Below are 14,702 nucleotides of genomic sequence, written 5' to 3'. Positions count from 1 at the left end.
GTGATGTTAGTATAAATAGGCTTGGCTCCATATTTAAATTGTTTACTCAAATTTAAATTCGGGCAAAGGCCAACTTTGATCTTCGGGCATTTGTTGTCCTTTTTTGACTCCGTATTGGTTTTTTACTTGCAAAGCATGCGCTATTGGTTTTATTACTGCTTCAACTTTTTCATCTTTCTGATTCAATATTATTTCGTCACCCACTTTAAGGTCAATCTTGAATTCACCATCCGCAATGCTGGTTATTGTAAACCTGTTCCCTTTGCTTATTTGCACTGCCATAGTCCAGTCCGGGATTTTCACAATGCAGGGTTCTCCTGCCAGACTTTTTACCGTAATCCATCTTGTTTTTCCGTTACTTCTGGAGGCACTTACCAAAAATCCTCCCTGTGCTCTTAGCTGGTAAAAGGAAGCATCTTTCCACTGATCAGGTACGGCAGGAAAGACCCTGATTTTATTGCCCCAACTTTGAAGAAGTAACTCCATGATGGAGGCGGCAGCACTAAGTGGAGTTTCTATAACCGGATTTCTCCCTTTACCTTCTACATACATTGTGTTTGGTAATAGATCCCCTTTGTAATCTTTCCCGGAAAGAAATTGCTGAAGAAGCTCCCCGGCCTTGTTCCCATTGCCAAGCGCCGCATATAACGAGGCTGCGCCAGTAAAGGAATAACCGTTCAATTTTCCATCCTTACTGATATTATGCCAGTGAATCACAGATTTTTCTACCAGTTGGCGATCCTCTGGATTATCCGGGCTTAACTGAAACAAGGGGTATAACCCGAGTAAATGGGAATAATGGCGATGCCCTGTATCAAACGACTGGTTGCTTCCAATCTTCAATCCATTTTCGTCTACAGGAAAGGGAATTAGATCAGCCAGCATCAGTTTCCATTTAACTATTTCGGATTGATGGGCATCAAATTTTTCATTTGATTCAATGAGTGAATTAAGCAACCAATGTAAAATGGCAAGGTTGTAATTTGTATTTGGGAAAACAGCAAATCCATTGTATTCGGGTGACCCCATCGGTAACAATTCAATTTTCCCTTTTGCATTTCTGTGCTGCAATTCTTCATAAGCTGCAACAATTTTCATGGCTTTGGGAACCCATTTATCCTGGATTGATTTCCAGTCGCCCAAATAGCGATATTGCAACCAGTAATTATGCATCACCCATCCGAAATCACCCAGTTTAGGCCCAAGAAAGCTTTCGAGTAAGGACTCAAATTGTTTATCAATAAGGTCAATTAAATTACCGGACAGGTTGAGATGATTGCTCGTATAAAAGGGCCAGTAGGTCAGTTGCACGTTCAGGTTCCACCAAAGACCCGGCCATTGACTCACGCGAAAAATGGGGCCAAACAAATCAATAGCAGGGCCATCAGGCCGCGAACATACTGCCATCTTGTAAATCTGAATCCAGAAAAAAGACTCCATTCGCACATCAGGAATAGATAGAAATGATTGCTGATAAAACCGATGCCACCAGTCACGATGAGGTTTTATGAGATCCTGTGGATCAGATTTTGCCGCATCGAGAACCGTTTGAGTTGCGGCTCCCTCAGAGACACCTGATTTTGGCACTTCGTTGGCTGTGGAAACATACAAGGTGGACTGTGATGCTTCCTCTGTTGTTTTTTCTATCCATGCTGTAGCATAATCTCCTCCTGCCAACAAGGGTTGTACACATACTGATGCATCATTTTTTCTGCGGATTATTGGGTTGGGATTGGCGATATAACCCTCTTTTCCAATTCGCTCAGGAAGAACCTGTGCTCTAGGAGAGGCTGGATTTCCCGGTAAAAAATCCCATTTGAATGCAACCTTGCTGCTATCCTTTTTTTCAGAAGAGCTAATCTCAATGACATTGAGCATTTGGTCGTGGAGTGTATAAGCTTTGAATGAAATTTCACCCAGATCAGTTATAATTTTTCCACTGATTTCAGCATTCCATAAATCCTGCCGCATGGTTCCTGAAATGATTTTCCCGGCCGGGCGTAAAAGCATGCGGCCAATATCCAATCGAGGATAATCAAACATCACATCAGCCTCCTTCGCTCCCATGGAAGATTTACGGTTGGGCGCTTTCCGGTGGTCGGTCACATCCTGCCGACCCAGGTGAAAATCGATTCGGTTGTCTGAAGGCGTTGCATAAATCATCATCCCTATTTGACCATTTCCTGCAAATACGCCTTCGTTCCATTGCAGCGGCAGTTCTTCCCAAATGGGATCCTGTTGACCCAGAAAAACCGGCCAATCAATATTCGTTTTGACCTGACTTTGCACTTGCAGTGAAAAAGCCAGGAAAAAGCATGCCACAATAACAGCATTGCGTAAGAAATCAGCTTGCTTCATTTATTGACCTTTAAAATTTGAACGGGACCCAGCAAACCAGATGGCTCCAACGGTATCTCTTTTTGCTTTCTTCCTCTGTAATCATTTATCAGCTCAATATTTGTTTTGGTATTTTGTTTTTTTTCAGGGAATGTTTGATCACCTGCCACCCGGTTGTGCCAGGAATTCACAACCTTTATCTCAAGGGTATTTTTGCCTTTTTGTAATTCTTCGCTAATCTCTATACGGAAGGGATTTGTCCAAAGAATTCCTTTTTCTTTCCCATTGATTTTTACCACTGCAATTCCTACATCTTTTACACTTCCCAGTTGCAGGAAGTATTGCCGATCTTTTTGAGGTTCAAAATCCACATTAAAGGATTTGTGATAAACTGCATTACCTGAATAGTATTTAATTCCTTCATCCGGGTGTTTAGTCCAGTCTGTTAATTCAGGGAAAATTACTGATGGCGGTCCTCCCCATTTTGGGTCGAAATTGACTTCCCATTCACCAGTAATGTTTATTATTGTTTCAAAGTCGGGGTAATTATATTGTTCGGTGCCTTGTTTGTTTTTGCCAATCGGCGTGTTAAAAACGACCATAACAGCTCCATAGGGCTCTAAGGTCAATGGTACCGTTGTTATACCTTCATTTTGAGTAAACGCCTGGGCTTCCCGAATATCTCCCGTTAAGGCGTCCCAAAGTTCAGGTTGTAATCCTGATAACCGAAACTGGCAGTTTATCTTTTGTTTTTCTGTAGTTTGATTGGTAACGAAATATACTTCACTCTGCCCAATGGTATAATGGATGTAATCATAGTCTGTTTTACTATCGCTCTCAACTACATTAAAGTCGGCTGGGACTCCTTTCGACAACAGAAATTCCCTTGCTGATATCCCCCAGCTTATAAGACCTTTCCCATATTTTTTTTCTCCTTTTTCAGAACCACCTTTTCCCCAGATATTGTCCGTTAGTTCGGTAAATTGCTGCTGCGCTGTTTCGCCACCAACAAGGCTAATAGAATTTTTGGGTTTGTAACCGATGATCTGTGCCCCCTGATTTAATAATTCTTCCACTTTCTCTAATACTGCTGCAGACAATACCTTATGGTCAGGCAAAACCAAAACATGATACTGAATACCCCCGGGAGCAGTTATCTTCCCGTCTTTCATTTTCAGTTGCAAAAAAATGGTTTCATCAGTCACATCGTAGTCAAATCCAGGTATAGCTCCGGCAGGGTCAGCATGTTTAAAAGGAAACACATTGGGCACATGGTCGCCGTAATAATAAAGCACATCGGCTACAAATTTTCCGTTTTGAACGATTAACTGCGTTCTATGTATATAATCAATAAAGACACCGGACTGCTCCCACCATGTCACCTGTGGATTTATATGGGTGCCGGCAAAATACTCCTGCCCAGGCAAACCCATTTCAGGCGGTGAACAGGTAAAAGTATGAAAGTACAACCTGTTTAAGCCTGCGCAAATTTCATGATCGAAGGCTGATTTTTGGTTGTGCCACAATTCATCGTTCCAGTGTGGGCCAATGCTGGTGAATGATTCGGCACCAATTATTTTTTTTCCGTAAATATGGGCCGCAGAGGAAGCTTGTTTCAGAAAGAATCGATTTTCAGGCATTGGGCGGTGTAGCGATGGTGACCAGAATTCACTCATCACAATATCACTAAAACCGTAGTTCTTAATCCCATCCATCGGACCGGCATGTGGACCGGCTGATTCAGGCAGAATTCCCATATTGTATTTATGAGCATGCTCCTGAAAACGCGCATAGTGATTGTACGCAACCAGGTCGCCCAAAGTTTTTCGAAAATCGGCGATAAATGCATTGGATGAATTTACATCATCTATAACATAACCTGCAACAATAGGTAAATAACGTATAAGGTCATAGCCCCGGTAGCTTTTAAACTCTTCGGCAAATTTATCCGTCCAGTTCATTCCACCACACTCCCAGCTGTCGGTTTCCATGTATTTAAGCGTAGTACCAACGTGTCCACCTGCCGCTTTAAAAATGGGTTCCACCACATCGTTCCAGTAAAAATCGAAGGCATCCCTGCTCATGTAATCCAACACGCTGCCTTGCCAATCGCCACTTGAAGTAGACACACGTGAGTCGGTACAAGTATATCCGAAGCGAATGATTACCCATTCTCCTTCAGGGGCATGCCATGTAAGGTTTCCTTCCCTATCCATTTTAGACGAGAGAATAGTTACTTCGCCTTTTTTGATGATGTAAGTCGATTTTTTATCATTGTTTTTTCTGCCACTGGGTATATTTTCCAACAGAAACCGCGTATCCGGGGCCGAACCTCCAAGTTCATGATAACCCAATTTATATTCCAAATCAGTAATTACCACATCTGTTTCAGAAGATACTTTAATTGGAAATGCTACTACAACAATGTCTTTATAAAAGTCTCTTCGAATTGTTGGCACCTCTAATTTTTGCGAAATTTGCCTGTTCCCTGATACTTTTGTTTCTGTAAAAACAATTTGTTTTGCAGTGTATTCAGGGGTTACCCGTGGCCCACCCAGGTTCCAGCCACTTTGAATATTAAAGCCCATTTCCAGTCCCAGCCTTTTGGCTTCGTCCATAGCAAAAACCAATAGTTTATTCCACTCATCCGAGCCAAATAATGGACCCGCAGGAATATCTTTATTTCCACGTTGATTATGACCACCGGCATCAAATATCATTGCTCCCTGAAAATTTCTGGATTTCATGGCTTCCAGATCTTTGGTAATGGCTGCATTGTTTACATTGCCATTGAGCCACCACCACCAGCAGTTTACACCATAGTTTGATGGGGGATTTTTAAAGTTTTCTTTCAAGTAGCTGTAATCTGCTGCTTCAACACTACCCTTTGGTTTACCATCACTGAGGTAATTCAACAAAAAAAAGCAGATGGCAACTAAGGCTGAATGATTTATCATTTGTTTTATTATTTGATTTATCGTCTGATTTCAAAGATTTTCGAAAATTCAATCCTTAATGTCCCCCTTTTTGACTTGCACCGCTCTTATCTAAATGTAATTTATTCCTTTTTACAGGACCTGAATTGCCAAGCAGATATAATTTACTGTACTTTCCTTCCGGGTTGACTGGTGTTTCGGCAACAATCACCCGCGCGTCCGGGTGAGCATTTCGTATCAAAGCACTCATTTCATAAGTTGCCTCTGTAGAGGAGAGCATGGGTGCTTCTTTTTCCCATGTTAAGCCATGGTCTTTGGAATTCCACCAGCCAACTTCGTTGTGATCCATAAGACTGTAAGAAGCAAAAAATCGGGTTCTATCTTCATTTTCAAAGATCAGATCCCCATCATTAAAAGTATATTCAGGGGGATTTATGGTCGAAGTTTGCCACCCTTTTCCAGTCCACCCACTATAAAAAATTGCGGGACTTTTTGAATTGTACCGGAAATATAAATGTGGGTTTCCATGAGAATCTGCCAGATTGGTCCCCAGTCGCGTCTTTTCTCCCTTTGAGTCAAAAACCATTGTCAGGGAATCTGCAGATTCTTTGGTCAGAGGCATGGCCAACTTCTCTCCTTTCGCATTTTCCCAGGTATCATCGACCGTATTCATCTTCATCGCATATTCATTTACCCGAAGGGAGGTATGCTCCAAACTATATGAACATGGATGATAATTGAAAGAAGATGTAACAGTATTATCCGGTCCCTCCTGAAACCAGGCATACCAGGTATCATATATTTTCGGATTTTCCTTTTGAGGTTTATGTTTAAGAATGGACACCGGGCTAGCAAAAGTCCTGCCATTGTCGATGGATTTTTGATATACCCAGTCGCTCTGATGAGGTCCGTGCCGGTAGAATAAATAAATGTGGTTATTCGACATTTTGATAAACTGGCTATAAGTCCCAAAAGGAGGAATGTTATCCAGTATTTCCCAGGAGGAGATATCGCCTGGTTTTTTTGAAACGAGATGAGTTTGCCTTCCACTGCCGTATGACCCCAGCGAATTATTTCCCTGATCGCTCTCTCCGCCATGTCCGCCAAAAATTAAATGGATATATCCTTTGCCATCAACGATCAGCGCAGGGCGTCCATGATTATCAATCTTATCCGGATATTTTGGATTCGGAGTCTTGCCCAGTGCGCTCGTCCCTGCCTTGACGGGCCCGCTCCAAACTTTTGTCCGGTGATTATAGGCACAAACATAGGGATCTTCCTTTGGCCCCTGGTAAGCCAGGTAAGTGGTTCCCTTATAATATTCACCCGACGGATGCTGAATCGTTTGCAATGGTCTGCCGAAACCATTTTCAGCGAAATAAGCTGTAGAATCAACATACAAAACAAATGATTTGTGGCGATTTATGCTTTTGTAATCATACCGATGGATGCTTCCAGGTAAGATGGCATGCTTTTGCAGAGGAAGGTCCGCGCCAGTCTTTATCTCGAGACTGCCTGTCAGATTATCCCATCCGGGTACAACTAACATATTTTGTCCAATGCTGTCTGCTTTATCTATGGCTAATTGACTGGCTTTGGTATTCAAGGATTTTTCATCCGGTTCAGATAAACCTGTGCTGCTACCGATAACAGACCAGGTCAATAACAATAGATAAGTAAAGATGATTTTATAATATTTCATTTGTTTGTCAATTATTGGAACAAAAGGCTCCAAATGAAGCTTCGCTGCTTTTTCCTTATTGCTTGCCGTATTCATTGCATTTGTAACATTTTATTTTAGTCTAAAAGTAAATTGGTTTTTTTCTCCGCTTTATCCCATAACAATACAGCAATTATTCGCTATGGCTAGTCATGGTCACCCTTTCTTCCTGAATATGGAATAAAATTACCCCCAAAACCGCGAATGGAAACGCATTTGATCATTTATCATTGACATACCTGCTTTTTTACATTAAAGTCAAGTTTGAAATATCTTTTGGAAGAGTCGGCTGCTTCGACAAGTAGGGTGAGCTATTCATATTTAGTTTTTTTGAGAAAAATATCGACCTTTGATATATGACCAATCCAATCTATCCTTGTTTGTGGTTTGATGGCCAGGCCAAGGAGGCAGCTACCTTCTATTGTTCGATCTTTGAAAACTCGAGGATCACCTCAGATAATGCTATGGTGGCCAATTTTGAAATAGGAGGATTTAAAGTCATGGGTCTCAATGGGGGTCCGGCTTATAGTATCAACCCAGCGATTTCATTATTTTATACCACTACGGATGGGGACGAACTGCAAGTCATTTGGAACAAATTAATCGAAGGTGGAAGTGCCCTTATGCCACTGGATAAATATCCCTGGAGTGAAAAATACGGATGGGTCAAAGACAAATTTGGGTTGACATGGCAGCTCATGATCGGTAGTCTGCCTGATGGAAGTTTAAAAATCAATCCATCTCTTCTGTTTGTCAATCAACAATTTGGCAATGCAGAGTCAGCGATCAATTTATACACCTCGATATTTCCGGATTCAAAGATCCACCCCTTGCAACGATACGGGCCTGATAGCCCCCAGCCGGAGGGATATCTCCAATTTGGCCATTTTGAATTAAATCATGACTTATTTTCAGCGATGGATGGCCCGGGCAATCATGATTTTGATTTTAATGAAGGACTTTCTTTTGTGGTCAATTGTGATACCCAGGAAGAAATAGATCACTACTGGTATAAGTTAACTGAAGGTGGTACTGAGGGTCGGTGTGGCTGGCTCAAAGATCCATTTGGGGTGTCCTGGCAAATTGTGCCTTCTGTTTTGTCCAAACTTATGAGTGACCCTAACAAGGCACCTAAAGCAGTTGGGGCTTTTATGAAAATGAATAAATTTGATATCCAGGAGTTAATAGACGCTGCTGAGAGTTGATATTTCAATATTTATAATGAAAGAACTGCAAGCAAAAAATGTTGACGAGTACATCATTGGATTTCCAAAGGACACTCAGGTCCTGTTAAAACTTATGCGAGATACTATACAAAAAGCAGCTCCTAAAGCTGAAGAATCTATTAGTTATAATATGCCTGCCTACAAATATCATGGGCCCCTGGTATATTTTGCTGCTTTTAAAGAACATATAGGATTTTATGCTACCCCTGCCGCCAATGAAGCATTTATAAAAGAATTGGCAGGATATAAAATGGGTAAAGGCTCTATTCAGTTTCCTATTGATAAGCGTTTGCCCATCAGCCTGATCTCCAAAATGGTCAAATATAAAATGGCTCAAAACCTGGCAAAGGCAGAAGCAAAGAAGAAATGAAGCGTAAAAAATGGAACGCCTATCCAACCATGTAGAAACGCTCTGATGATTTTTTTTAGTGTAGCTATGCTAAAGATGGTCATAATCTGCTCAGTAAAAATTATTTTCAGTTATCTTCATGAGTATTAATTAAATATCTAAAACATGGATCGTCGAAATTTTGTAAAATCATCTTCCATCGCTATAGCAGGTACCGGCATTGGTATGAACGCAATGTATACAGTTCCACCACCTGAAAGAAAATTTAAGATAGCGCTTAACCCAGGGATCATTGGAGTCAAGGCCAATCAACAGGAGGCCATAGATTATGCGATCAAGTATGGATACGAAGCGGTGAGTCCCTACATCAATGAAGTGATGAACTATTCTGAAAGTCAGCTTGCAGACACGGTAGCAAAAGCACAAGCGCATAACCTGGGTTGGGATACGACCAATATCCCTGTAGAGTTTCGTCAAAGCAAAACTAAATTTAACGATGATTTTAAAAGTCTGAAAAAATTCGTCCAGACCATGGAGAAAATGGGAGCTGCACGACTTAATACCTGGATCATCTCCTCTTCACGGGACCTGACTTACAACGAAAACATGAGACAAACTGCCTATCGCCTGGGTGAGTGTGCCAAAGTCATGAAAGATTATGGAGTGCGACTCGGCATTGAGTACCTCGGCATGAGGACTTTATTGACTGCTGGCAGGTACCCCTTCATCTGCTCTTTAAAAGAATGCAAAGAACTTATAGCCAATATCAATGAAAGTAATGTTGGTGTAGTGTTGGATAGCTTCCACTGGTTTTGCGCAGATGACAAAGGGGATGACATCCGTTCACTCAAAGCTGAAGATGTGTCTCATGTAGACCTCAACGATGCCCGTTTAGGGTTTACCCGCATCGAACAACAAGATGGTAAGCGTGAACTGCCCATGGCTACCGGTGTCATCAATACCAAAGAGTTTATGCAAGGTTTGTTAGACATTGGATTTGATGGCCCCCTTCGTACCGAACCGTTCAACCAGGTACTCAATGATTTGGACAATGATGCCGCATTGAAAATAAATATGGATGCTATCAGGAAGGCGATGGCCACGGTAGGTGTTTAGTATCACCTATCTTTTTATCTAATCGAGTTTGGGTCTAGATTTCAGTCTAAGGGCTTTTATATCATATGATTTAAATTGGTGGCCGGATATAGGCCAAGGATACTTCTATTAGAATCAAGCTTCTTCATTCGTACAAGATGATTGTTATTATATGTCGAGGTGCAAATTAACATCTTATCTACCCATAATATTTTAATTTTACTCCATGCAGAAATATATCATCGTACCGGCGATCCTCTTAATGACCTTATCATGCTATTGGTCATTTGGTCAATCACCTACTGTATTTGAGATCAATAAAAATCTTGGAAAAGGGGTCAATTTGGGCAATATGTTTGAGGCTCCTTCGGAGACCGAATGGGGTAATCCTTTTCGCGATGATTATTTTCAACGGATTGCAGCACTTGGATTCAATCATGTGAGGATCCCTATCAGGTGGGATGTGGCAGCCAGAACGCAGCAGTCCGCTCCCTATACCATCAATGCAAGTTTTTTAGAAAGGATAAAATATGTGATCGACAAAGCCCTTGCAGAAAACCTGTATGTCATCATCAATATGCATCATCACGATGCGATCTTTCAGGATCCGGATGGAGCTAAAGCACGATTTATAAGCCAGTGGTCACAGATCGCTGCTTACTTCAAAGCCTATGATCATCGATTGCTTTTTGAAGTGATGAACGAACCCAATTCTGCCCTGACGCCCCAGAAATGGAATGTGTTTTTTAAAGATGCTTTGGCCGAAATCAGGAAGACCAATCCTACGCGTGCTGTATTGATGGGGACTGATCCCTGGGGAGGTCTGGCCGGAGTGCCTGATCTGGTATTTCCTGATGACGATTACATCATCCTTACTATTCATTATTACGAGCCCTTTTCATTTACCCATCAGGGTGCTGAATGGGTCAATGGCGCTGATGCCTGGCTCGGCACCAAATGGGAGAATACTACCCTGGAGCGAGATGAGGTAGCCAGCTCATTTGCCTTTGTCAAAGCACTGGCCAAGGAAAAAAACAAACCCATCCATATCGGCGAGTTTGGTGCCTACAGTCGTGCCGATATTGACAGCAGGGTCAAATGGTCTAATTTTCTGGCTCGATGGTTTGAGCAGCAGGACTTTAGTTGGACCTATTGGGAATGGAGCGCGGGTTTTGGAATTTTTAACCCCACGACCAATCAATACCTTACCGCCCTGTCTGATGCCTTGTTAAAGACCCCTATGCTACCTGCAAAACAACAGACGACTGTATTGGTTTTTGAAGGTAATTTTTCACCGGGCGATGGTTGGAACCTATACCTGCAGCCAGCGGCGTCCGCTACGCTCTCAAGATCCAATGGTACCGGCCTCATCAATGTTACCCAGGCTGGTACTGAAGGTTGGCATGTACAATTAGTCAAAGCCCCTATCTCCCTTAAAAAAAATAGCAGGTATCAAGTCACTATAAAAGCCTCCTCCGATGTGCCGGTATCCATCACCAACTACCTGGGTAAGAACGGAGATCCATGGAATAGTTATTCAGGGTATAAATCCATTTCCTTGACCTCTAGCATGGTAGATTATATCTATAGTTTTGAGATGGCTTCTACGACCGACGACCTTGCCAGGATTGTATTTGACCTCGGCACCAAAGTAGCTAAGATATCCATAGCCAGCATCAAAGTGGAAGAAGTAAAGGATGTAGTATCCGGCTATGCTGACAGCTGGACTGACCGGATTAAACTATCGCCCAACCCGGTCAGGGATCATTTTACGATCCTTGGCATGAAAGATTATAAAATGCTGCACATCGTCGATATGCAGGGTAGGCTGATCAGGAAAATAGTGCGTGGTGATGCCAAAATAGATGTGAGTGGATTGAGCCCGGGGACTTATGCCGTTGAGATCCTTGGAGATCAGGGTTGGGGAGTGAAAAAGATGGTGAAAGAGTAAGTGGAGCCAGGCTGGATTGTCTTTTCACCTGGACCTAGTTCAAAAACGGAACAAGCAAGAAGATAAAAATTCTTAGAATTATGATTATTGACAAGTTTCATTGTTATCTTTTAGTCATTAGTGTGGCATTTCAAATTGCTTGCAATTCTTCTAACCAATCATCCTCAAATATAGCTTCTAAGGTATCTACAGATAAGGTGACGGCACCTATAAGTCGATCCTTGAGCGAGCAAGATCCTTTGGAAAATAATTATCTCGACCATGCTGTGCTGATGGTCCACTCTGAACCATTAAAAGTAGGCAAAGCTGACATCCTTCGTTATTTGTCAGAGCATCCGATGAAGATAGATTCGGCTTTTATGCTGTACAGTACACCTGCGACCGGAGATTCAAGCATCATCTACGAGATCAGTGGATTCAGGACTACAGATCAACATCAATACAGACGGTTGATCATCTGGAATACCAAAACCGGAAGCAGGAAAAAAGAACTTGAATATATCGCTCCCGGTCAGGCATATTCGACCATAGATCCATTGATCGATGTACAACGCCAAGCCTGGATGAAATTGTGCAATCAGCATCAGGTAAATCAACTAGTATCTCAGCTATATGCACCACGAGCTATTTATTACAATCACAAGCCAATCATCCAGGGTACAGAGGACATTATCAGAGAATATCAGTACATGAACAGTCCTGGATATCACCTCACCCTTACCCCTTTATTCACCCTGCGGGTCAATGACGCAGAAGTTTTTGAAATTGGTCAGGGTAGTGGCTCTTATGCAGGCAAATATATATTGATATGGCAGAAAACGACCGATGGACCATGGAAGGTGATTTTGGATTCCAATATTTAAATGAATTAGCCTGGGACTGCACATTAGCGAACATTACAGTATAAGCTTTATTATTGTCTCTATATGCCGTCAGAATATACTCCACTTATCGCCAGTCAGCTATCCATTCGTCATGAACAGGTCATGGCTACTATCAAACTCCTTGAGGAAGGTGCCACTACCCCTTTTATAGCCAGGTATCGCAAAGAACTCACTCATTCGCTGGATGAAGTGCAAATCGAACAAATCAGGCAGCTAAAAAATAAGTATGAAGATCTTTTAAAAAGAAAACAAACCATGCTCGATACGATCTCGGGACTGGGCAAACTCACACCTGCTTTGGAGAAATCTATACAGGAAAGCTGGGATCCAAATATCCTTGAAGACATCTACCTCCCATTCAAACCAAAACGCAAAACCAAAGCCACGGTAGCACGCGAAAATGGATTAGAGCGACTCGCTCTCTGGATGACTGCTGAGCCCAATGGCCAACCGGAGCTGGAGGCTAATCGATACTTGAATCAACAGATAAGCACGGCAGAAGAAGCGTTACAGGGAGCCAGGGACATCATCGCAGAGATCATCAATGAAGATACTCAGGCAAGGGCTATCGTAAGGAGTCTGTTTGCCAGGCAGGGAATAATCTATGCTAAAGTGGCCAAAGGCAAAGAAACAGAAGGCCTCAAATACAAAGATTATTTTAAATACGAGGAAAGTCTGAACAGGTGTCCATCCCATAGGGTGCTTGCCCTTCTCAGAGGCGAAGAAGAAGGCTATTTAAAAGTTTCGATTGCACCAGACGAGGATATGACTTTACAAAAACTGAGTCATCATTTTATCCGAAGGAACAATGCATGTAGTGAACAGATATGGGTGGCACTCAAAGATGCATACAAACGGCTCTTACTGCCGTCGATGGAGACAGAAGCCAGGCATCAGGCAAAAGTCAAGGCAGATGATGAAGCCATCAAAGTCTTTGCTGAAAATGTAAAACAATTGCTGCTGGCCCCTCCATTAGGCAGCAAAAGAATATTGGCCATCGACCCGGGATTCAGATCAGGGTGTAAAATAGTATGCCTCGACCAGGAAGGGAAGTTGCTGATCGATGACATTATTTATCCCCATGAACCTCAAAAAGAGGTTCAACGAGCTACCAATCGTATCCTTGAATTATGTAAAAAGTATAAGATAGAAGCTATAGCCATCGGCAATGGTACCGCAGGCCGGGAAAGCGAAGCTTTTGTCCGGCCCCTTGTTTTTGAACAGCCAATTGAAATATATATGGTCAATGAAAACGGGGCATCTATCTATTCTGCTTCTGAGCTAGCCAGAGAAGAATTTCCTGACAAAGATCTTACTGTGCGCGGTGCAGTATCTATCGGACGGCGACTGGCTGATCCACTCGCAGAGCTCGTAAAAATCGATGCCAAATCTATCGGCGTCGGACAATATCAGCATGATGTGGATCCACACAAACTCAAGGACAGTCTCGATGTAGTCGTGGCATATTGTGTCAACCAGGTAGGGGTCAATCTAAACACTGCCAGTAAAAGTCTCCTGACCTATGTATCCGGATTAAACGAAAAGACTGCAGACAATATCATCACATACAGGAATACCCATGGTGCCTTTACTAGCCGCAGCCAAATATTAAAAGTGCCACGGCTTGGAGAGAAGGCTTTTGAGCAATGTGCAGCATTTTTACGGATACCCGGAGCGCAAAATATTTTAGATAATAGTGCTGTACATCCTGAAAGTTACGGAATCGTGCATCGCATGGCTCAAAGTATAAACAGTACGGTCGAGGAGCTGATTCGCCAGGAAGGTCAAAGAAAAAAAATCATACCTGGAGATTTTATCACGGAGACTGCAGGCATGGAGACGATGAAGGATATTTTAAAAGAACTGGAAAAGCCTGGACGCGATCCACGGGAGATGATCAAACCATTTGCTTTTGCTGATGTAAAAAAACCTGAAGACCTGTCACCTGGTATGATAGTTCCTGGCATCATCACCAATATCACCAAGTTTGGATGTTTTGTCGACCTTGGAGTGAAGCAAGACGGCATGGTACATATATCGCAATTGGCAGATAAATTCGTATCTGATCCAAACACTGTGGTCAAACTGCAACAACAGGTCCATGTAAAAGTGCTCGAAGTGGACCTGGTGAGAAAGAGAATAAGTTTGACTATGAAAGGAATTTAATGGATGGATTGTATCTGCGAGAGACTAGGGTCCACTAC

The 14,702-nt window shown here is 42.4% G+C and carries 9 protein-coding genes; 6 read left to right on the top strand and 3 right to left on the bottom strand.

From position 1 onward, the window contains the following. Nucleotides 1-42 precede the first annotated feature (42 nt). From IPJ09_17885 to IPJ09_17875, 3 genes are read right to left on the bottom strand one after another with little or no spacing between them, the layout of a single operon-like run. Nucleotides 43-2,358, bottom strand: coding sequence for a hypothetical protein (locus IPJ09_17885; protein MBK7373268.1), 2,316 nt, complete (start codon nucleotides 2,356-2,358; stop codon nucleotides 43-45). After that, entirely contained in the window at nucleotides 2,355-5,294 is a 2,940-nt protein-coding gene (locus tag IPJ09_17880; protein ID MBK7373267.1) for a glycoside hydrolase, read from the bottom strand. Before IPJ09_17880 ends, IPJ09_17885 begins: the two co-directional genes overlap by 4 nt. Before the next feature lie 55 nt (nucleotides 5,295-5,349). Continuing rightward, nucleotides 5,350-6,975 (bottom strand): BNR-4 repeat-containing protein, encoded by a 1,626-nt coding sequence (locus tag IPJ09_17875; protein ID MBK7373266.1) that lies wholly within the window; start codon nucleotides 6,973-6,975, stop codon nucleotides 5,350-5,352. Between the two features lie 374 nt (nucleotides 6,976-7,349). On the opposite strand from IPJ09_17875, the gene IPJ09_17870 reads away from it, so the two are divergent. The 6 genes from IPJ09_17870 to IPJ09_17845 all read left to right on the top strand — a co-directional run bounded on the left by IPJ09_17870 (nucleotide 7,350) and on the right by IPJ09_17845 (nucleotide 14,664). Next, nucleotides 7,350-8,198 carry a VOC family protein gene (locus IPJ09_17870; GenBank protein MBK7373265.1) on the top strand — a complete coding sequence of 283 codons (849 nt, stop codon included), beginning with the start codon at nucleotides 7,350-7,352 and terminating at the stop codon, nucleotides 8,196-8,198. A gap of 16 nt (nucleotides 8,199-8,214) precedes the next feature. Next, nucleotides 8,215-8,589: a DUF1801 domain-containing protein gene (locus IPJ09_17865; GenBank protein MBK7373264.1), complete on the top strand. Its 375-nt coding sequence runs from the start codon at nucleotides 8,215-8,217 to the stop codon at nucleotides 8,587-8,589. A 144-nt stretch (nucleotides 8,590-8,733) separates the two neighbouring features. After that, complete coding sequence (locus IPJ09_17860; protein ID MBK7373263.1) at nucleotides 8,734-9,684, top strand: sugar phosphate isomerase/epimerase; 951 nt, start codon at nucleotides 8,734-8,736, stop codon at nucleotides 9,682-9,684. Nucleotides 9,685-9,889: 205 nt separating this feature from the next. After that, the gene (locus IPJ09_17855; GenBank protein ID MBK7373262.1) at nucleotides 9,890-11,614 is read left to right on the top strand and encodes a cellulase family glycosylhydrolase; all 1,725 of its coding nucleotides are present in this window, start codon (nucleotides 9,890-9,892) and stop codon (nucleotides 11,612-11,614) included. An 80-nt stretch (nucleotides 11,615-11,694) separates the two neighbouring features. Beyond that, nucleotides 11,695-12,477: a hypothetical protein gene (locus tag IPJ09_17850; protein MBK7373261.1), complete on the top strand. Its 783-nt coding sequence runs from the start codon at nucleotides 11,695-11,697 to the stop codon at nucleotides 12,475-12,477. 63 nt (nucleotides 12,478-12,540) lie between these two features. After that, nucleotides 12,541-14,664: an RNA-binding transcriptional accessory protein gene (locus IPJ09_17845; protein MBK7373260.1), complete on the top strand. Its 2,124-nt coding sequence runs from the start codon at nucleotides 12,541-12,543 to the stop codon at nucleotides 14,662-14,664. Nucleotides 14,665-14,702 lie beyond the last annotated feature (38 nt).

The organism is Saprospiraceae bacterium, assembly GCA_016709995.1.
Lineage (GTDB): Bacteria > Bacteroidota > Bacteroidia > Chitinophagales > Saprospiraceae > JADJLQ01.
Note: the sequence above shows the minus strand (reverse complement) of the source record. Positions and strands in the feature narration are given on the sequence as shown.